Genomic DNA, 16,825 nt, shown 5'->3' with positions numbered 1-16,825 from the left:
GAATCTCAGGCTTTTCTGTTATTCGTTCATCATGTTTACAAACTGATCAAATAAGTAGCGAGAATCATGTGGCCCAGGTGAAGACTCTGGGTGATATTGTACCGAGAACGCTGGTTTGTCTTTGCGACGTATCCCTTCAATAGTCTTATCGTTAAGATTGATATGCGTCAATTCAACATTAGCGTGATCCATAACTTCGTCCGCCTTCACCGCAAAACCGTGGTTTTGTGAAGTCACTTCACAATGGCCGGTAATCAAATTTTTGACTGGGTGGTTTAAGCCTCGATGCCCATTATGCATTTTATACGTTGAAATACCACTGGCTAACGAAAGAATCTGATGCCCCAGACAGATACCAAACAAAGGTTTTTCTGTTTCTAAAGCCTGTTTAACCGTCTCAACTGCGTACGGCATAGCAGCCGGGTCTCCAGGACCATTGGCAATAAAGTAACCTGTGGGTTTCCATGACGCCAATTCATCGTGAGATGTTCTTGCTGGAAACACCTTACAAAAGACACCACGTTCGTTAAAGTTGCTAATAATGCTACGTTTAACACCTAAGTCCAACACGGCTACGCGAAGTTTGGCTTCCGGATCGCCTTCCTCATAGGCTACTTGAGTGCAAACTTCTGACGATAGCTCCAGCCCAGCCATATCAGGAACTTTCTGCAATTCAGCCAACAAAACAGCAGGATCGAGTATTTCAGATGAAATAATACAATTCATTACACCTTTCGAGCGGATGTAACGTACCAGTTGACGTGTATCAACTCCGTGAATACCAACAATGTTTGCTCGCTCAAAATATTCTTGTAAAGAACCGTCGGCTGTGTAACGTGAGTGGATATTAGAGAAAAAGTTACAGACCATTCCACGAATTTTTACTCCGCTCGACTCCTGTTCGGCATTGTTCAGCACTCCGTAATTTCCGATATGCGACGTAGTGTTGATAATGACTTGACCATAGTAGGAAGGATCTGTATAGATTTCCTGGTAACCTGTCATACCAGTGTTGAAGCAGATCTCACCGCCAGCCGTTCCAATTTTACCGAGTGCTAATCCTCGATATACTGTTCCATCCTGTAATACTAATAATGCCTCAGGTTGCTGCATATTTTTCATCTGTACTTTTTAGGCTTGATAGACTAAAAAAAAGGGCTAACCAGTAAGGTTAACCCATTTCAATATGATTGATTATTGATCACTCCGTTATTCTTCTTTACCACCTTTTAAACGATCCTGCAACTCGCTCAGTTCATCCCACTTACCATCGCGAGCTAACGCTGCCTGTTCATTCCAGGTTGTGGCATCATGGACGTTAAAGCGTGGGCCTGCATCAGTCAAAACTTGCTGGATAGTTTCGTCCTGTGCTTCAGCCAACTGTGCAAAGGTAATAATGCCTGCATTATTCAACAACTCAGCAATTTTCGGGCCAATACCTTCAATCTTAGTTAAATCGTCACCAGAAGTAGTGGTAGCAGCTGGTGCTTCTTCTGCTGGAGTGGCCTCCGTAGAAGTGGCCGTTGCAGCAGATGCTTCAGTTGTAGCGGCCTGACGCGAACCACCGCGACGGCTGCGACGGGTTTTGGTTGTAGTTGCCGCTTTTTCAGCAACCGCTGCAATCAATAATTCGTTGAAATCAACAAGTTCAATTAAGCAGGTCTCGGCATTGTCGCCTAACCGATTACCTAACTTGATAATACGTGTATAACCACCCGGACGGCTCGCTATTTTATCAGCTACGGCGCCGAATAATTCTTTTATGGTTTCTTTGTTGTGAAGTGTCTGAAACACAACACGACGATTTTGATACGTATCATCCTTCGCCCGCGTTAGTATAGGCTCTACGAATTTGCGAAGTTCTTTCGCTTTCGCAACCGTTGTCTCAACACGCTTATGCATAATAAGCGACGTTGCCAGGTTCTGAAGCAACGCTTCGCGGTGCGAGTGTGTCCGACCCAGATGGTTATCTTTTTTACCGTGTCTCATTGTCTTTTGGCACAGGATTTGGAGTATGAAACTTCTGCCTAATGATTAGCCTAGGTTCTATACTCGTATACCCTAAAATCTTAATCTTCGTCTAATCTGTATTTAGAGACGTCCATTCCGAACGTCAGATTCTTCTCCGCAACTAATTGCTCAAGCTCCGTTAATGACTTTTTACCAAAATTGCGGAACTTCATCATGTCCGAAATCTCTAACCGAACGAGATCACCCAATGTCCGAACGTCAGCTGACTTAAGGCAGTTATAAGCTCGTACTGACAAATCCAAGTCAGCCAATGAGGTCTTCAGAAGTTTACGCATATGCAATACCTCTTCATCAACAACATTTTCTTCTTCAGGTTTAGTTGTCTCGAAGGTCATAGTCTGATCCGAGAACAGCATAAAGTGCTGAATCAAAATATGAGCAGCGCCTTTCAAGGCTTCTTCAGGATGAATAGAGCCATCTGTTTCGATATCTAACAGCAAACGCTCATAGTCCGTTTTCTGCTCAACCCGAGTGTTCTCAACACTATATTTCACGTTTTTAATCGGCGTGTAAATAGCGTCGATAGGAATGTGACCGAAGGGAAGATCGTTAGCACGAGGTTCGTCAGCTGGAACGTATCCACGACCTTTCTCTACAAAAATCTCCATTTCTAAATCCCGTGTATCGTCAATGTGACAGATTTCCAACTCAGGGTTTAGCACTTCAAATGATGGAGAGAATTTAGATATATCCCCGGCCTTCAGGACGGATTGCTTTTTGATATTAACAGTAATCTTATTGTCAACCATGTCCGAAATTTTCTTAAACCGAACCATTTTTAGATTCAGAATAATTTCGGTCACGTCTTCAACAACGCCCTCGATTGAAGAAAACTCGTGTAAGACACCAGGAAATTTTACGCTCGTAATGGCGTATCCCTCAAGTGACGACAACAGGATGCGACGTAGCGCATTGCCTATAGTTACACCATAGCCTTTTTCAAGGGGTTTAAATTCAAACGCACCGTGGAAGTCGTCAGCTTTCTCCACTACGACTTTGTCGGGCATTTGGAACGCTAATATGGACATACGTTTCGTATTTTACAGCAGTTCTCTGCCTTGGCGTGAAGACTGAATTTTTTACGGTCTCAGTGATTCAATTAGAGTTTTTAGTCTACTGGACAACTCTCAATCGAAAACTAAATAACCCAAACCGTAACTTTATTTATAAAAATCCAGCAGAACCCAAAAATGAGTTCTGCCAGTAGCTTATTTCGAATACAATTCGACAATAGCCTGCTCGTTGAAGTTTTCCGGAATTTGGTCGCGTTCAGGGTAGCTGATAAACTTACCTGTTAGCTGTTGTGAATCCCACTCAACCCAATTGTAACGCTTAGTATTACGAGCTGCTAGGCTTGTCGTAATAGCTTCCAACGATTTTGACTTCTCACGAACACCTATCAGTTGTCCTGGTTTCAATGAATAAGATGGAATATTTACAACTTCACCGTCAACCACAATATGTTTGTGAGATACTAATTGGCGAGCCGCCCGGCGTGACGAAGCAATGCCTAAACGGTATATGGTATTATCTAGGCGCGCTTCACATAATCTAAGCAGATTTTCACCCGTAATACCTTCACGAACTTGTGCACGGTGAAACAAGGCACGGAATTGGCGTTCCAAAATTCCGTAAGTATACTTCACCTTTTGTTTCTCTGTTAATTGGAGTGCATATTCGGACTGTTTCCGTTTGCGCCCCCGGCCGTGCATTCCCGGTCCGTAATTTTTTTTCTGAAGCGCTTTGCTCGGTCCCATAACAGGCTCACCGAACTTACGCGAGATTTTGGCTTTTGGCCCTGTGTAACGTGCCATTCTATAATGAATGAATAAGTGTGAAACATTGGTCAGACACAACTAAATGTCGCCTGACCCTATTCATGTCATCCGTAATTATACGCGACGACGTTTTGGCGGCCGGCAACCATTGTGCGGCAGTGGAGTAATATCGCGGATTGTGGTAACCTCGATACCCGAGTTTTGGATAGTACGAATTGCCGACTCACGGCCAGACCCCGGACCTTTCACAAACACTTCCGCTTTACGCATACCCAAATCGTGTGCTACTGTGGCACAGTTTTGGGCGGCCGTCTGAGCAGCGTAAGGGGTATTTTTCTTTGAGCCGCGAAAGCCCATTTTACCAGCTGATGCCCAAGAAATAACTTGGCCATTCATATTGGTAATTGAGATAATAATATTGTTGAACGTAGCCCGGATATGAACCTGGCCAATAGGTTCGACCACTACTACCCGCTTTTTAGCTTTGTCTTTACGTTTTGCTTGAGCCATTGTTGTTAGGTAATCGTCAATTTGTTATCGTTTTTCATTACTTGCCATAAAAAAATGACCACAAATGATTCGTATAACGATGAGCGACCGATTAATTATTTCGTTACTTTTTTCTTATTAGCAACTGTCTTACGTTTGCCTTTTCGAGTGCGCGAGTTGTTTTTTGTATGTTGGCCACGAACTGGCAAACCTTTCCGGTGACGCAAACCTCTATAGCAACCGATATCCATCAAGCGTTTGATGCTTAATTGAACTTCTGAGCGCAACTGGCCTTCAACTTTATACTCGTTGGCAATTGCGTTACGTACAGCACTTGCTTCGTCATCTGACCACTCACTTGCTTTCTTGTCAACACTGATTCCAGCATCAGTAAGAATCTTCTTAGCCCGGCTGCGGCCAATGCCGTAAATGTATGTCAGCGCGATCTCACCACGCTTCTTATCTGGAATATCAACACCTGCAATACGTGCCATTCTTATCCTTGTCTTTGTTTATAACGGGGATTCTTTTTGTTGATCACGTACAGCTTCCCTTTCCGCCGGATCACTTTGCAGTCTTCACTGCGCTTCTTGATGGACGCTTTAACTTTCATGGTTTAAAAGTTTTCGCTTTTCGATTAATAAAACAGAAATCGAAAAGTCTATTATTTATACCGATACACAATTCTTGCCTTACTTAGATCATAAGGCGACATTTCTAACTTTACGCGATCTCCAGGCAGAATTTTAATGTAATTCATTCGCATCTTACCAGAGATATGAGCAATCACCTCATGCTTGTTCGCTAGTTCAACCCGAAACATCGCATTTGATAATGCCTCCAAAATCACACCATCCTGCTCAATAGAAGTCTGTTTTGCCATGTTACTTTTAAGCTGCCATCAGTTCCTGTGTTTCGACCATCAGGCTTGTATTCGCGGTGACTGCTTCAATATATTCAAAGGTCGTCAAAATTTCGGGCTTTCCTTTCCTTACTGCTACTGTGTGTTCAAAGTGTGCTGAAGGTTTACGATCAACTGTTCGAATTGTCCAGCCATCACGTTCCTGCACTACACCTTTCTTACCGAAGTTAATCATAGGCTCAATCGCTAAGATCATACCTTCCTGCAATTTGGGTCCTTGCCCACGTTTACCGTAATTTGGTACTTCCGGTGCTTCATGTAAGTCCTGTCCAACGCCATGTCCTACTAACTCACGAACAACTGAATACCCAAACTTTTCGGCATAAGTCTGAATTGCGTAGCCTATATCACCTACGCGATTTCCTTCTACCGCTTTTTCTAAACCAATGTAGAGGGATTCTTTTGTCCGACTCAACAGACGACGAACAGCAGGATTAACATCACCAACAGGATAAGTGTAAGCACTATCACTGTGGTAACCATTCAGCTTAACTCCGCAATCAATTGAGACAATATCGCCATTGCGAAGTTCGTAACGACTTGGAAATCCATGGACAACTACGTCATTAACAGAGATACAGAGCGAAGCGGGGAACTTATTATAACCCAAGAATGAAGGAGTACCACCATTATCTCTAATAAACGTTTCTGCTACCCTGTCAAGTTCCTTTGTAGGTACTCCAGGTCGTATAAGCTTCGCTATTTCTGCATGTGCTTTTCCAAGTACCTGGGCACTTTTTTTTATCAGAGCGATTTCTTCATCGCTTCTGTAAAAAATCATCTTGTCCTTTTTGTCAGAGTTGGTCATTAAGATTAAGCCGCTACGGTCTCACTTGTCCGGCCTTGCACTCGACCTGATTTCATTAGACCTTCATATCGACGCATCAGCAAATAACTTTCTACTTGCTGGAGAGTATCAAGTACTACACCAACCATGATTAACAACGACGTACCACCAAAAAATTGAGCAAAACCACTAGTCATTCCCAATAGGTTAGCGATAGCTGGCAAGATTGCTACAATAGCTAACATAATCGCACCTGGTAGAGTGATTCTATCAAGTACAGTACCTATATATTCTGATGTTTGAATTCCAGGTTTTACGCCTGGTATAAATCCACCACTACGCTTCATATCATCAGCAATCTGTGTTGGATTAACAGAAATGGCCGTATAGAAAAACGTAAAAATGATGATCAATAGTCCAAACAAGACATTGTACTGCCAAGTTGTATAACTCTGGAAAGCATTTTGGATACTAGCTGCAAAATCACTTTTCTCCGAAAAAAGCCCTGCCAAGTATGTGGGAATAAACATCAGAGCCTGCGCGAAAATAATTGGCATAACACCTGCTGCATTTAATTTAAGCGGCAGGTATTGTCGTTGCCCGCCTACAACCTTATTCCCAATAACCTGCTTAGCATACTGAATAGGGATTCGACGGACAGCTTGCGTTAATACAACGGCTCCCATTACAACGAAGTACAAGGCAACCATTTCCAACACAAATATCAATATGCCCCCTGAGCCACGTGATTGGAATTCGCCGATAATAGAGCCAGGAAGCCGCGATACGATTCCAATCATAATAATCATGGAAATACCATTGCCAATTCCTTTATCTGTAATACGCTCTCCTAACCACATACAAAAAATTGTACCTGCGGTCAGCACAAATAAGGACGAGATTGTAAAAAGGCTTCGATCAATCAATAAGGCTTCCGGCGGAATTGTCGTCCGTACATACGTAATAGCCTGCACAGCGGTTACACCAATTGTTAGAACTCGCGTAATTTGATTTAAACGCTTACGTCCTGACTCTCCTTCTTTCTGCATTTTTTGAAAGTAAGGAAGAGCTAGAGTAAGAAGCTGAATAGCAATTGATGCCGAGATATACGGCATAATTCCTAACGCAAAAATCGAAGCCTTACTAAAAGCACCGCCCAAAAAAGTATCTAATAAACCAAGCAATCCTTGCGGATTAAGATTTAATTTATTAGGATCAACGCCTGGCAGCACAATAGCTGAACCGAGACGAAACGCCGTAATAAACAGCAGCGTGTTGAGGATTCGACTCCGCAACTCGTCAATTGCAAAAATATTTTTAAACGTGGTGATGAGTCGGTTCATAAAAGTAGGTCGGTCTTGGCCGTGCTACAACTTATTTTGCTGCTTCCTGTTTCTGCTCAACGACAGGTACAATAGCCTTGCCGCCTGCCTTCTCAATAGCTTCTTTAGCACTAGCAGAAAATGCGTGCGCGTGGATTTCAACAGCAGAAGTTATTTCACCACGGCTAAGTATTTTTACAAGGTCTTTTTTACTCACTAAACCGTGTTGTAATAGTAGCTCCAGATTAACTACGGTTGCTTTTGTTTCATCAATCAAAGCCTGGATACTGTCCAGATTGAGAGGCTTGTATTCGACGCGGTTAATATTTTTAAAGCCGAATTTCGGAACACGACGCTGTAATGGCATTTGACCACCTTCGAAGTGTAACTTACGACTATAACCTGAACGCGATTGCGCTCCTTTATGACCACGTGTGGATGTTCCACCCATACCTGATCCTTGCCCACGTCCGACTCGCTTGCGCTCTCTGACGGAACCTTTTGCCGGTTTAAGGTTGCTTAAATTCATTGTCCTATGGTTTTGTCAGTAAGTGGTCATTTGCTACTGCGAACAATCGATTGTTAGAAAAACAAAGATTGATTGCTTACAATAGTAAATGACCACTTATGACTTTTGCTAAAAGAATCGCAAAGGTACTTAAATTTCTTCAATTCTTACTAAATGTTGAACCTTATTAATTGTACCCTTTAATGAGTCATTATATTCCAGTTCAACACTACGATTAATTTTGCCCAAGCCTAATGACTTGATGGCATTTTTTTGGGATAACGGCCGCTTTATAGTGCTGCTGACCTGCGTAATACGAACTCGTGCCATGTCTTTGCTGCTTTTAAATTAACCGTTAAATACTTTAGATAAACTCACCTGACGTTGGAAAGCTACTTGATGCGGTAAACGCATTTTCAATAAGGCATCAAGCGTCGCTTTTACTACGTTGTGGGGGTTAGACGAGCCTTTTGATTTAGCTAGAATGTCATGTACACCAGCTGATTCAAGCACTGCCCGCATGGCACCACCTGCAATTACACCCGTACCAGGGGCGGCTGGTTTTAAGAGCACAAAGCCGCCACTGAATTTTCCTTCCATTTCATGAGGAACAGTGCGTTTTAAGAGAGGAACTTGCACTAAATTCTTTTTAGCATCTTCCACTCCTTTGGCAATCGCATCAGTTACTTCATTGGCCTTACCCAATCCGTAACCAACGACACCGTTACCATCGCCGACGACGACAATCGCTGAGAAACTGAACCGGCGACCGCCTTTCACCACCTTCGCTACGCGGTTGATGGCTACAACCTTTTCCTTAAGGTCGGCTTCGTTAAATTTTGTCGGTCTTGCTGAATTGATGTTCATCGCTTAGAACTTAAGGCCACCCTCGCGGGCTGCATCGGCCAGTGCTTTTACTTTACCGTGATATAAGTAGCCGTTGCGGTCGAACACAACTGAGTTGATGTTCTGGGCAACTGCCTTCTCAGCCAACCGTTGGCCTACTTTTTTCGCCGTTTCGACGGTATTGCCTTCGGCTTCACTTTTTAATTCGACTGATGAAGCTGACGCTAGAGTATGACCAGCTATGTCATCAATAAGTTGCGCGTAAATCGCTTTATTAGAGCGAAATACTGACAAACGAGGGCGTTCAGATGTACCAGACACTTTTGCCCGGATGCTAAACTTTATTCGTTGTCTTCTTTCCTGTTTGTTAGTTGCCATGTTATTTGATTCCGACCAAATAGGCTTTTAATAGTTTTAGTTTGCAGGCTCGAGAATTCAATAGGTACTAAGCTGAATACCGAACACAAACAAATTTATTTTTTAGACGAAGACTTGCCAGCTTTCCGGCGAACTTGCTCACCGACAAAACGAATCCCTTTGCCTTTGTAAGGTTCAACCTTACGAAGTGAACGGATTTTTGCTGCTACGTCACCAAGAAGTTGTTTGTCAGAGCCTTCGAGATAAACTTTTGGATTCTGACCTTTTTCTGTAACAGCAGTTATTTTTATTTCGCTTGGAACAGCTACGTACACATTATGTGAATAACCGAGTTGAAGTTCAAGAACGTTATTGGAAACAGACGCTTTATAGCCTACTCCAATTACTTCGAGATCAAGTTTGAATCCTTCACTTACACCCGTCACCATATTGTTGACCAAAGAACGATAAAGACCGTGTAGGGCTTTATGCCGTTTTTGTTCAGTAGGGCGGGAGACTTGGATTTGACCTTCTTCGACTGCTACCGAAATGTCCGGGTCAATCGACTGGGTCAGGGTGCCTTTAGGGCCTTTTACCGTTACAACGTTTTGTGCATCTACAGATAGCGTTACGTTGTTAGGCAGGGCAATGGGTTTCTTACCTATACGTGACATCGTTCAATTCGGATTAATATACGTAACACAATATTTCTCCACCAACGTTCAATGTCTTAGCTTCTTTATCAGTCATTACACCCTTTGAAGTCGAGATAATAGCGACACCTAAGCCATTCAGGATACGTGGTAAATTATCAGCACCACGATACTGGCGTAGTCCTGGGCGACTGATACGTTGCAAGTCAACGATAGCAGACTGCTTCGTTGTTGGATTGTACTTCAAAGCAATTTTGATAATGCCTTGGGGAGTGCTATCATCAAACTTATAGTTTTGAATGTAGCCTTTATCGTACAAAACCTTAGTGATTTCTTTTTTTATATTAGAAGCAGGAACTTCCACAATCCGGTGCTTGGCCTGGATGGCGTTTCTGACACGAGTCAGATAATCTGCTATTGGATCTGTATTCATTCTTAGCGTTGCGTTACTTGCAAACCTCTGTTTTATAGAAAGTTCGCAAAATTACGGAAACTGAATTACAAATAGAAACGGATTCTGGAATTACCAGCTCGCTTTGGTTACACCTGGAATTTTACCTGCTGATGCCATCTCACGGAAGGTTACCCGCGAAATACCGAATTTGCGCATATAGCCCCGAGGACGACCTGTCAATTTACAACGATTGTGTAAACGGACTGGTGACGCATTTTTGGGAAGCTTATCTAAACCGATATAATCACCAGCAGCTTTCAAAGCAGCCCGTTTTGCAGCATACTTGGCAACCAACGCTTCGCGTTTCCGTTCCCGTGCTTTGATTGATTCTTTTGCCATTATTTTAGCCTTTGTGTCGGTTATTATTTACCAGCTTTAGCAAATGGCATTCCCATTGCCTTTAGCAGTTCATAGCTTTCGTTATCGCTATTGGCTGTCGTCACAAAAGTGATGTCCATCCCCGAAATTCGCGCTACTTTATCAATGCTGATTTCTGGAAAGATAATCTGCTCCTGCACGCCAAATGTATAATTGCCGCGACCGTCAAACCCTTTATCACTGATACCTTTGAAATCGCGAACGCGAGGCAAAGATACTGTTGTCAGGCGATCCAAGAACTCATACATACGCTCACCACGTAGCGTTACCTTCGCGCCGATGGGCATTTTCTCCCGTAGTTTGAAGTTCGATACAGCCTTTTTCGACAATGTCGGAACGGCTTTCTGACCCGTAATCATCGTCAACTCTTCAACACCCACATCAACTAACTTTTTGTCAGCGACAGCGGCTCCGATACCTTTATTGATGACAATTTTGCTCAGACGCGGTACTTGCATAACCGACTTGTACTGAAACTTGTCTTTCAATTGAGGGACGACCTCATTTAAATATTTCTCTTTCAGTCTTGGCGTTGCCATTTTCTTAGACCTTTATTATTTACGAACGTCAGGAATGAAGTTGCCAGTCTTCTTAGAAAACCTTTGTAACTTTCCTTTATCATTCAACTTACGACCTATGCGGGTAGGCTCTCCAGTAGCAGGATCAACCAGTTTCAGATTGCTGATGTGAATTGACCCTTCTGTTTTCTCCAAACTGCCTTGTGGGTTTGAAGCCGTTGGCTTTAAGTGTTTGGTAATCATAGCGACGCCTTCAACACGAGCGCGATCTTTTTCAACGATTACTTCTTTCACTACGCCACGCTGGCCTTTCGAATTACCACCAATTACGAGAACTGTATCACCCGTCTTGATGTGGAATTTATGTTTCGGTAGCGTTATTTTCTTTTCCATTGCTTACAATACCTCTGGGGCTAACGATACGATCTTCATAAATTGCTTTTCGCGCAATTCGCGGGCAACAGGACCAAAAATCCGGGTACCGCGTGGTTCATCGTTATTGTTGAGCAATACAGCTGCATTGTCTTCAAAGCGGATATACGAACCATCTTTCCGACGTACTTCTTTCTTCGTACGAACAACTACGGCTTTGGAAACCGTACCTTTTTTCATATTGCTGGAGGACAGGGCTTGCTTTACTGTCACGACAATTTTGTCACCGACTGAAGCGTATCGCTTACCTGTACCGCCCAGAACGCGGATAACCAGCACTTCTTTGGCGCCACTGTTATCGGCCACTCCTAATCTTGATTCTTGCTGTACCATGGCTTACTTCGCCTTTTCGATGATTTCAACTAATCTCCAACGCTTATTTTTGCTCAATGGGCGGGTTTCCATAACACGGACTGTGTCACCTATACCACACTCATTGTTTTCGTCATGAACCGTTAGTTTCTTCGTTTTTGTCTGAAACTTATGGTACAAAGGGTGTTTTACTTTACGATCAATTGAAACCGTAATAGTTTTCTGCATTTTATTGCTCGTCACCCGTCCAATACGCTCTTTCCGTGCGTTGCGTTCCGACCCCGATTTGGCGTCGCTCGTTACAGAATTGGCTGTTTTAGGCTGTTCTGTTGTAGCTGCTGCCACTGGAGTCTTTACTTCTTCCTGCGGTGCTTGTGCTTGTTGCTCTTCCATTATCGTTCTAATTAGGCTTGCTTAGCTGTCAGTTCAGTATTCAAGCGAGCAATTCGTTTACGACTCTCGCGAATGCGCATCGGGTTCTCAATGGGAGATACAGCATGCGCAAACTTAAGTTTAAGCAGTCGGTCCTGTTCTGCAGTAATCTCTGTACGTAACTGATCGGCCGACAATCCTTTCAAATCTTCTTTTTTCATCTTGTTCGTCGCTTAGGGTATTATTCCTCGCCTTGCTCCTGGTAATCGCGTCGAACCACGAATTTGGTCCGAACGGGCAGCTTTTGAGCGGCCAAGCGTAAGGCTTCCATACCTGTTGCCAAATCAACACCCGTCGCTTCGAACATAATCGTGCCGGGCTTTACTACAGCTACCCAATACTCGGGAGCACCTTTACCTTTACCCATCCGTACTTCAGCTGGTTTCTTGGTAATCGGTTTATCAGGGAAAATGCGGATCCAAACTTGGCCTTCACGCTTCATTGCGCGTGTTACGGAAATACGGGCAGCTTCAATTTGGCGTGCAGTAATCCGACCTGGTTCTAGTGATTTGATAGCGAACGTACCGAAAGAAATTTCATGACCACGGGACGCGATACCTGGAATCCTTCCTTTATGCTGCTTACGGAATTTTGTTCTTTTGGGCTGTAACATTTTTTCTGTTATCAGTTAGAAGTTTCAGATTTCAAGTTCAAGGAGAAAAACTTGAATCAGTAAAATGTGAAACTTATTATCGTTTTTGACCACCGCGTCCACCGCGGTCTCCTCCGCGATTGCGACCCCCACGGTCATTACTTTCACGATCACCACGATTACGTCCACCACGTCCACCGCGATCGTTACCGTCACGATCACCGCGAGGGCCACGGCGATCACCGCGGTCGTTGGAAGAAGCTGCTCTTTCTCCAGCCTGTGCCTGACTCATCATAGCTGCTGGTGAGAGATCGCGCTTACCATAAACTTCACCTTTAAAAATCCAAACCTTGATCCCGATTTTACCGTATACAGTTTGTGCTTCTGATATAGCGTAATCTATGTCAGCACGTAGTGTATGAAGGGGAACGCGGCCTTCTTTGTACTGCTCCGAGCGAGCAATTTCTGCTCCACCTAAACGACCAGATACTTTTACTTTGATCCCTTGTGCACCTACGCGGAGAGCCGATTGAATAGCTTGTTTCATGGCTCGACGGAAGGAAATACGAGCTTGCAACTGCTGTGCAATGGCTTCGCCAACTAATTTGGCATCGATCTCCGGGCGTTTAATTTCAAAGATGTTGATCTGGACGTCTTTGCCCGTAATTTTTTTCAACTCCTCTTTAATCTTATCAACCTCGCCACCGCCCTTACCGATTACGATACCCGGACGAGCCGTGTGAATCGTAAGGGTAACACGTTTGAGCGTACGCTCAATAACGACCCGAGCAATGGCTCCTTTTGGAATACGGGCTGCTACGTATTTCCGGATTTTCTCATCTTCAACAAGTTTATCCGAAAACTCTTTACCGCCGTACCAGCTCGATTCCCAGCCCCGAACAATACCAAGTCGCAGGCCAACTGGATTTATTTTTTGTCCCATTTCTTAATTATTGTTCGTTTCAGAGGTTTCAACTTCTCCAGATTGCAATACACTCTGCGCTGCGCTATCAACTATAATCGTAATGTGGTTAGACCGCTTACGAATACGATGTCCTCGTCCTTGTGGAGCAGGACGCAAACGCTTCAGCATTGGACCACCATCAACGAAGATTGTTTTCACGTAAAGATCCGCGTCTTCAATCCGCTCATTTTCATTTTTTTGTTGCCAGTTGGCAACTGCCGATAACAGCACTTTCTGTAGTATATCAGCACCAGCTTGTGGCTGGTATTTTAATAGACCCAACGCCCGGCTAACGCGTTGACCACGAATTAGGTCAGCGATTAACCGCATCTTGCGGGGCGACGTGGGCACATCTTTAAGTTTTGCTACTGCTTCCATGTTTTTTTATGGCTAGGAACTTAGGGTATTTATAATGCCCTGCTCCGTGCTAGTCTATCGTTTGCCCTTGTCTTTTTTAGCGGTGTGGCCCCGAAAATTGCGCGTTGGAGAAAATTCACCAAGCTTATGTCCAACCATGTTTTCCGTTACGTAAACCGGTATAAATTTATTACCGTTATGAACGGCGAAGGTATGGCCTACGAAATCTGGTGAAATCATCGAACGACGCGACCAGGTTTTGATGACCGATTTCTTGCCCGAGTCATTCTGCGCCTGCACTTTGTTGTCCAGACGAAAATCTATATATGGGCCTTTTTTAAGTGAACGTGCCATGTTTATCTCTTACTTTTTGCGTCGGCTAATAATCATGCTTTCAGATGCCTTGTTCTTGTTGCGGGTCTTCTGACCTTTAGCCATTTGACCGTTACGAGAACGTGGGTGACCACCAGAGGCCCGGCCTTCACCACCACCCATTGGGTGATCGACTGGGTTCATAACTACGGCACGTACACGTGGGCGACGACCTAACCAACGGTTACGACCAGCCTTACCCACTACTACGTTCATATGGTCGGGATTAGATACGGAACCAACCGTTGCCATGCCAGCGCTTAACACACGACGAGTTTCACCCGATGGAAGACGCAGGATCGCGTACTTATCTTCACGGCCAACTAATTGTGCGTATGTACCTGCCGAACGGGCCATTGAACCGCCTTTACCAGGAGTCAACTCAATATTATGAACGATAGTACCAATTGGCATAGAAGCCAGTGGTAAAGCGTTGCCCACATCTGGCGTTGCGCCTTCGCCTGACTGAATAGTCTGACCAACGACAATACCCTGTGGAGCGATAATGTAGCGTTTTTCACCATCAGCGTACTGCACTAGAGAAATACGGGCAGAACGGTTTGGATCATACTCGACAGTCAAAACTTCGGCGGTTTGGCCGACTTTATCGCGCTTGAAGTCAATAATACGGTAATGCCGCTTATGACCTCCACCAATGTAGCGCATAGTGCGGTGACCTTCGTTGTTACGGCCACCGGTTTTTCTCAGGGGCTCCAGCAGGCTTTTCTCTGGCTTGGAGGCTGTTATTTCCGCAAAGTCGGGTGCCACGCGAAAGCGTGTACTCGGCGTTATTGGTCTTAGTTTTTTAACTCCCATGACTGATTAATTGGTAGAGCAATGTTTGTTTAGAGATCAGCGTAAATATCAATTACTTCTCCCTCTGCAACAGTAACAATTGCTTTCTTAGTGGTTGGGGTATTTCCCGATACAACACGTCCGTTGATATTCTTACTACGTTTCTTTCCGTATGACCGGATCGTATTCACAGATTCAACATTGACGCCGTACATTTTTTCGATGGCTTTGCCAATTTCGAGCTTGTTAGCCCGCAGATCAACCTCAAAAGCATACTTACCCTGCTTGTTAAGGCCCGTCATTTTTTCCGTGACGATTGGTCGTTTCAGTATGCTCATGACTATTTTTCGAACAATGTTTGAATAGTTGACAGCGCTTCTTCACTGATAAGCAATTGGTCAGCGTTCATCAAATCATAGGTATTCACCTGTGAAGCCGTCGTTACTTTGGCTTTTTGAACATTCCGACTCGACAGAACAACATTTGTATTTACATCTGGCAGAATAAGCAGTGTTTTACGCCCTGATACATTCAGATTATTCAGAAACTGAATATAATCTTTTGTCCGGGGAGCTTCCAGTGTAATGCTGTCAATAACTGAGATGTTGTTGGCTTTTGCTTTTACTGCGTAAGCTGATTGGCGAGCCAATGCTTTTACTTTTTTGTTCAGTTTGAAGCTATAATCGCGGGGACGAGGTCCAAAAACTGTACCACCACCTACAAAAACAGGCGACTTTGCGCTACCTGCGCGAGCACCACCTGTTCCTTTTTGCTTCTTCAACTTACGAGTCGAACGGGCAACTTCTGCTCGTTCTTTCGCTTTGTGTGTTCCTTGGCGTTGGTTAGCCAGATACTGTTTCACGTCGAGGTAAATCGCGTGTTGGTTGGGCTCAATTCCAAAGACCTCTTCCGAAAGGGTGACCTTTTTGCCTGTGTCTTCTCCCTTGCTGTTATATACGATTACTTCCATGACCTACTTCTCAATAATAACGTATGAATTTTTAGCTCCGGGAATCGAACCGCTAATAACGAGCAGGTTTTGCTCAGGTAAAATACGCAGAACGCGAAGGTTTTGCACCGTTACACGGTTGCCGCCCATACGACCAGCCATACGAAGACCTTTGAACACGCGCGATGGGAACGAACAGGCACCAATCGAACCTGGGTGACGACCCCGGTTATGCTGACCGTGCGTTTGACCGCCCACACCACCGAATCCGTGACGTTTCACAACGCCCTGGAAACCACGACCTTTTGCTGTTCCGACTACGTCAACGAAGTCAGCTTCAACAAATACATCGGCTACCGTAAGTGTATCGCCTAAGCTCAGTTCCTTTTCAAATTCTTTGAATTCAACCAGTTTACGCTTAGGTGTGGTACCCGCTTTCTTGAAGTGGCCCAACTCCGGCTTGTTGCTATGCTTCTCTTTTTTAGCGCCATAACCCAGCTGCACAGCTGTGTAGCCATCTTTCTCGACGCTACGAACTTGAGTTACACCACAGGGACCCGTCTCAATCACTGTACAT

At 44.2% G+C, this 16,825-nt stretch carries 30 protein-coding genes; all 30 read right to left on the bottom strand.

What is annotated here, in order from left to right:
* Nucleotides 1–18: 18 nt before the first annotated feature.
* Nucleotides 19–1,122, bottom strand: coding sequence for a glutamine-hydrolyzing carbamoyl-phosphate synthase small subunit (gene carA, locus ACOJS8_RS12265; protein ID WP_420148829.1), 1,104 nt, complete (start codon nt 1,120–1,122; stop codon nt 19–21).
* An 87-nt stretch (nt 1,123–1,209) separates the two neighbouring features.
* Nucleotides 1,210–1,989 (bottom strand): 50S ribosomal protein L17, encoded by a 780-nt coding sequence (rplQ, locus tag ACOJS8_RS12260; protein WP_420148828.1) that lies wholly within the window; start codon nt 1,987–1,989, stop codon nt 1,210–1,212.
* A gap of 80 nt (nt 1,990–2,069) precedes the next feature.
* Nucleotides 2,070–3,059, bottom strand: a complete 990-nt coding sequence (locus ACOJS8_RS12255) for a DNA-directed RNA polymerase subunit alpha (protein ID WP_420148827.1) — start codon at nt 3,057–3,059, stop codon at nt 2,070–2,072.
* 180 nt (nt 3,060–3,239) lie between these two features.
* Nucleotides 3,240–3,845 carry a 30S ribosomal protein S4 gene (rpsD, locus tag ACOJS8_RS12250; RefSeq protein WP_420148826.1) on the bottom strand — a complete coding sequence of 202 codons (606 nt, stop codon included), beginning with the start codon at nt 3,843–3,845 and terminating at the stop codon, nt 3,240–3,242.
* 78 nt (nt 3,846–3,923) lie between these two features.
* Nucleotides 3,924–4,319: a 30S ribosomal protein S11 gene (gene rpsK, locus ACOJS8_RS12245; RefSeq protein ID WP_420148825.1), complete on the bottom strand. Its 396-nt coding sequence runs from the start codon at nt 4,317–4,319 to the stop codon at nt 3,924–3,926.
* 95 nt (nt 4,320–4,414) lie between these two features.
* Nucleotides 4,415–4,792: a 30S ribosomal protein S13 gene (rpsM, locus tag ACOJS8_RS12240; RefSeq protein ID WP_420148824.1), complete on the bottom strand. Its 378-nt coding sequence runs from the start codon at nt 4,790–4,792 to the stop codon at nt 4,415–4,417.
* Between the two features lie 2 nt (nt 4,793–4,794).
* The gene (gene ykgO, locus ACOJS8_RS12235) at nt 4,795–4,911 is read right to left on the bottom strand and encodes a type B 50S ribosomal protein L36 (RefSeq protein WP_018618719.1); all 117 of its coding nucleotides are present in this window, start codon (nt 4,909–4,911) and stop codon (nt 4,795–4,797) included.
* Between the two features lie 51 nt (nt 4,912–4,962).
* Nucleotides 4,963–5,181 (bottom strand): translation initiation factor IF-1, encoded by a 219-nt coding sequence (infA, locus tag ACOJS8_RS12230; RefSeq protein ID WP_163941485.1) that lies wholly within the window; start codon nt 5,179–5,181, stop codon nt 4,963–4,965.
* 7 nt (nt 5,182–5,188) lie between these two features.
* Nucleotides 5,189–6,001: a type I methionyl aminopeptidase gene (map, locus tag ACOJS8_RS12225; protein WP_420148836.1), complete on the bottom strand. Its 813-nt coding sequence runs from the start codon at nt 5,999–6,001 to the stop codon at nt 5,189–5,191.
* Between the two features lie 32 nt (nt 6,002–6,033).
* Nucleotides 6,034–7,350, bottom strand: a complete 1,317-nt coding sequence (gene secY, locus ACOJS8_RS12220) for a preprotein translocase subunit SecY (protein WP_420148823.1) — start codon at nt 7,348–7,350, stop codon at nt 6,034–6,036.
* Between the two features lie 31 nt (nt 7,351–7,381).
* Nucleotides 7,382–7,858, bottom strand: coding sequence for a 50S ribosomal protein L15 (gene rplO, locus ACOJS8_RS12215; RefSeq protein WP_420148822.1), 477 nt, complete (start codon nt 7,856–7,858; stop codon nt 7,382–7,384).
* Nucleotides 7,859–7,987: 129 nt separating this feature from the next.
* Entirely contained in the window at nt 7,988–8,167 is a 180-nt protein-coding gene (gene rpmD, locus ACOJS8_RS12210) for a 50S ribosomal protein L30 (RefSeq protein WP_420148821.1), read from the bottom strand.
* A gap of 18 nt (nt 8,168–8,185) precedes the next feature.
* Nucleotides 8,186–8,704, bottom strand: coding sequence for a 30S ribosomal protein S5 (gene rpsE, locus ACOJS8_RS12205; protein WP_420148820.1), 519 nt, complete (start codon nt 8,702–8,704; stop codon nt 8,186–8,188).
* Between the two features lie 3 nt (nt 8,705–8,707).
* Entirely contained in the window at nt 8,708–9,061 is a 354-nt protein-coding gene (rplR, locus tag ACOJS8_RS12200) for a 50S ribosomal protein L18 (RefSeq protein ID WP_420148819.1), read from the bottom strand.
* Between the two features lie 95 nt (nt 9,062–9,156).
* Nucleotides 9,157–9,714 (bottom strand): 50S ribosomal protein L6, encoded by a 558-nt coding sequence (rplF, locus tag ACOJS8_RS12195; RefSeq protein ID WP_420148818.1) that lies wholly within the window; start codon nt 9,712–9,714, stop codon nt 9,157–9,159.
* A gap of 13 nt (nt 9,715–9,727) precedes the next feature.
* Nucleotides 9,728–10,126 carry a 30S ribosomal protein S8 gene (gene rpsH / locus ACOJS8_RS12190; protein ID WP_420148817.1) on the bottom strand — a complete coding sequence of 133 codons (399 nt, stop codon included), beginning with the start codon at nt 10,124–10,126 and terminating at the stop codon, nt 9,728–9,730.
* 90 nt (nt 10,127–10,216) lie between these two features.
* Nucleotides 10,217–10,486 (bottom strand): 30S ribosomal protein S14, encoded by a 270-nt coding sequence (gene rpsN, locus ACOJS8_RS12185; RefSeq protein ID WP_077919287.1) that lies wholly within the window; start codon nt 10,484–10,486, stop codon nt 10,217–10,219.
* Nucleotides 10,487–10,509: 23 nt separating this feature from the next.
* Nucleotides 10,510–11,064 (bottom strand): 50S ribosomal protein L5, encoded by a 555-nt coding sequence (gene rplE / locus ACOJS8_RS12180; protein WP_420148816.1) that lies wholly within the window; start codon nt 11,062–11,064, stop codon nt 10,510–10,512.
* A 15-nt stretch (nt 11,065–11,079) separates the two neighbouring features.
* Entirely contained in the window at nt 11,080–11,436 is a 357-nt protein-coding gene (gene rplX, locus ACOJS8_RS12175; protein ID WP_420148815.1) for a 50S ribosomal protein L24, read from the bottom strand.
* A 3-nt stretch (nt 11,437–11,439) separates the two neighbouring features.
* Nucleotides 11,440–11,808, bottom strand: coding sequence for a 50S ribosomal protein L14 (gene rplN, locus ACOJS8_RS12170; RefSeq protein ID WP_012930232.1), 369 nt, complete (start codon nt 11,806–11,808; stop codon nt 11,440–11,442).
* 3 nt (nt 11,809–11,811) lie between these two features.
* Nucleotides 11,812–12,180 carry a 30S ribosomal protein S17 gene (gene rpsQ, locus ACOJS8_RS12165; RefSeq protein WP_420148814.1) on the bottom strand — a complete coding sequence of 123 codons (369 nt, stop codon included), beginning with the start codon at nt 12,178–12,180 and terminating at the stop codon, nt 11,812–11,814.
* 11 nt (nt 12,181–12,191) lie between these two features.
* Nucleotides 12,192–12,380 carry a 50S ribosomal protein L29 gene (gene rpmC, locus ACOJS8_RS12160; protein WP_420148813.1) on the bottom strand — a complete coding sequence of 63 codons (189 nt, stop codon included), beginning with the start codon at nt 12,378–12,380 and terminating at the stop codon, nt 12,192–12,194.
* A gap of 20 nt (nt 12,381–12,400) precedes the next feature.
* Nucleotides 12,401–12,832, bottom strand: a complete 432-nt coding sequence (rplP, locus tag ACOJS8_RS12155) for a 50S ribosomal protein L16 (RefSeq protein ID WP_420148812.1) — start codon at nt 12,830–12,832, stop codon at nt 12,401–12,403.
* Nucleotides 12,833–12,908: 76 nt separating this feature from the next.
* Complete coding sequence (gene rpsC / locus ACOJS8_RS12150) at nt 12,909–13,754, bottom strand: 30S ribosomal protein S3 (RefSeq protein ID WP_420148811.1); 846 nt, start codon at nt 13,752–13,754, stop codon at nt 12,909–12,911.
* A gap of 3 nt (nt 13,755–13,757) precedes the next feature.
* Nucleotides 13,758–14,153, bottom strand: coding sequence for a 50S ribosomal protein L22 (gene rplV, locus ACOJS8_RS12145; RefSeq protein ID WP_420148810.1), 396 nt, complete (start codon nt 14,151–14,153; stop codon nt 13,758–13,760).
* Nucleotides 14,154–14,207: 54 nt separating this feature from the next.
* Nucleotides 14,208–14,486 (bottom strand): 30S ribosomal protein S19, encoded by a 279-nt coding sequence (gene rpsS / locus ACOJS8_RS12140; protein ID WP_012930238.1) that lies wholly within the window; start codon nt 14,484–14,486, stop codon nt 14,208–14,210.
* Between the two features lie 9 nt (nt 14,487–14,495).
* On the bottom strand, nt 14,496–15,320 hold the full coding sequence (gene rplB, locus ACOJS8_RS12135; protein ID WP_420148809.1) for a 50S ribosomal protein L2: 825 nt from the start codon (nt 15,318–15,320) through the stop codon (nt 14,496–14,498).
* A gap of 29 nt (nt 15,321–15,349) precedes the next feature.
* Nucleotides 15,350–15,637, bottom strand: a complete 288-nt coding sequence (rplW, locus tag ACOJS8_RS12130) for a 50S ribosomal protein L23 (RefSeq protein WP_420148808.1) — start codon at nt 15,635–15,637, stop codon at nt 15,350–15,352.
* 2 nt (nt 15,638–15,639) lie between these two features.
* Entirely contained in the window at nt 15,640–16,269 is a 630-nt protein-coding gene (gene rplD / locus ACOJS8_RS12125) for a 50S ribosomal protein L4 (RefSeq protein WP_420148807.1), read from the bottom strand.
* Nucleotides 16,270–16,272: 3 nt separating this feature from the next.
* A partial coding sequence (gene rplC, locus ACOJS8_RS12120) for a 50S ribosomal protein L3 (protein ID WP_420148806.1) occupies nt 16,273–16,825 on the bottom strand: 553 nt, incomplete at its 5' end.

Origin of the sequence: Spirosoma sp., from assembly GCF_048594605.1 — a bacterium.
Taxonomy (GTDB): domain Bacteria; phylum Bacteroidota; class Bacteroidia; order Cytophagales; family Spirosomataceae; genus Spirosoma.
This window is presented reverse-complemented; position numbering and strand designations above follow the sequence as displayed.

What these genes read in the sequence shown, in the direction of transcription:
- rplB (WP_420148809.1), bottom strand. Translation starts at nt 15,320, where the DNA reads ATGGGAGTTAAAAAACTAAGACCAATAACGCCGAGTACACGCTTTCGC.
- infA (WP_163941485.1), bottom strand. Translation starts at nt 5,181, where the DNA reads ATGGCAAAACAGACTTCTATTGAGCAGGATGGTGTGATTTTGGAGGCA.
- map (WP_420148836.1), bottom strand. Translation starts at nt 6,001, where the DNA reads ATGATTTTTTACAGAAGCGATGAAGAAATCGCTCTGATAAAAAAAAGT.
- rpsD (WP_420148826.1), bottom strand. Translation starts at nt 3,845, where the DNA reads ATGGCACGTTACACAGGGCCAAAAGCCAAAATCTCGCGTAAGTTCGGT.
- rplD (WP_420148807.1), bottom strand. Translation starts at nt 16,269, where the DNA reads ATGGAAGTAATCGTATATAACAGCAAGGGAGAAGACACAGGCAAAAAG.
- rplE (WP_420148816.1), bottom strand. Translation starts at nt 11,064, where the DNA reads ATGGCAACGCCAAGACTGAAAGAGAAATATTTAAATGAGGTCGTCCCT.
- carA (WP_420148829.1), bottom strand. Translation starts at nt 1,122, where the DNA reads ATGAAAAATATGCAGCAACCTGAGGCATTATTAGTATTACAGGATGGA.
- ykgO (WP_018618719.1), bottom strand. Translation starts at nt 4,911, where the DNA reads ATGAAAGTTAAAGCGTCCATCAAGAAGCGCAGTGAAGACTGCAAAGTG.
- rpsN (WP_077919287.1), bottom strand. Translation starts at nt 10,486, where the DNA reads ATGGCAAAAGAATCAATCAAAGCACGGGAACGGAAACGCGAAGCGTTG.
- rplP (WP_420148812.1), bottom strand. Translation starts at nt 12,832, where the DNA reads ATGTTACAGCCCAAAAGAACAAAATTCCGTAAGCAGCATAAAGGAAGG.
- rplF (WP_420148818.1), bottom strand. Translation starts at nt 9,714, where the DNA reads ATGTCACGTATAGGTAAGAAACCCATTGCCCTGCCTAACAACGTAACG.
- rpsM (WP_420148824.1), bottom strand. Translation starts at nt 4,792, where the DNA reads ATGGCACGTATTGCAGGTGTTGATATTCCAGATAAGAAGCGTGGTGAG.
- rpmD (WP_420148821.1), bottom strand. Translation starts at nt 8,167, where the DNA reads ATGGCACGAGTTCGTATTACGCAGGTCAGCAGCACTATAAAGCGGCCG.
- rpsS (WP_012930238.1), bottom strand. Translation starts at nt 14,486, where the DNA reads ATGGCACGTTCACTTAAAAAAGGCCCATATATAGATTTTCGTCTGGAC.
- rpsQ (WP_420148814.1), bottom strand. Translation starts at nt 12,180, where the DNA reads ATGGAAGAGCAACAAGCACAAGCACCGCAGGAAGAAGTAAAGACTCCA.
- rplN (WP_012930232.1), bottom strand. Translation starts at nt 11,808, where the DNA reads ATGGTACAGCAAGAATCAAGATTAGGAGTGGCCGATAACAGTGGCGCC.
- rplW (WP_420148808.1), bottom strand. Translation starts at nt 15,637, where the DNA reads ATGAGCATACTGAAACGACCAATCGTCACGGAAAAAATGACGGGCCTT.
- secY (WP_420148823.1), bottom strand. Translation starts at nt 7,350, where the DNA reads ATGAACCGACTCATCACCACGTTTAAAAATATTTTTGCAATTGACGAG.
- rpsC (WP_420148811.1), bottom strand. Translation starts at nt 13,754, where the DNA reads ATGGGACAAAAAATAAATCCAGTTGGCCTGCGACTTGGTATTGTTCGG.
- rplR (WP_420148819.1), bottom strand. Translation starts at nt 9,061, where the DNA reads ATGGCAACTAACAAACAGGAAAGAAGACAACGAATAAAGTTTAGCATC.
- rpsE (WP_420148820.1), bottom strand. Translation starts at nt 8,704, where the DNA reads ATGAACATCAATTCAGCAAGACCGACAAAATTTAACGAAGCCGACCTT.
- rplO (WP_420148822.1), bottom strand. Translation starts at nt 7,858, where the DNA reads ATGAATTTAAGCAACCTTAAACCGGCAAAAGGTTCCGTCAGAGAGCGC.
- rpsH (WP_420148817.1), bottom strand. Translation starts at nt 10,126, where the DNA reads ATGAATACAGATCCAATAGCAGATTATCTGACTCGTGTCAGAAACGCC.
- rplX (WP_420148815.1), bottom strand. Translation starts at nt 11,436, where the DNA reads ATGGAAAAGAAAATAACGCTACCGAAACATAAATTCCACATCAAGACG.
- ACOJS8_RS12255 (WP_420148827.1), bottom strand. Translation starts at nt 3,059, where the DNA reads ATGTCCATATTAGCGTTCCAAATGCCCGACAAAGTCGTAGTGGAGAAA.
- rpmC (WP_420148813.1), bottom strand. Translation starts at nt 12,380, where the DNA reads ATGAAAAAAGAAGATTTGAAAGGATTGTCGGCCGATCAGTTACGTACA.
- rplV (WP_420148810.1), bottom strand. Translation starts at nt 14,153, where the DNA reads ATGGAAGCAGTAGCAAAACTTAAAGATGTGCCCACGTCGCCCCGCAAG.
- rpsK (WP_420148825.1), bottom strand. Translation starts at nt 4,319, where the DNA reads ATGGCTCAAGCAAAACGTAAAGACAAAGCTAAAAAGCGGGTAGTAGTG.
- rplQ (WP_420148828.1), bottom strand. Translation starts at nt 1,989, where the DNA reads ATGAGACACGGTAAAAAAGATAACCATCTGGGTCGGACACACTCGCAC.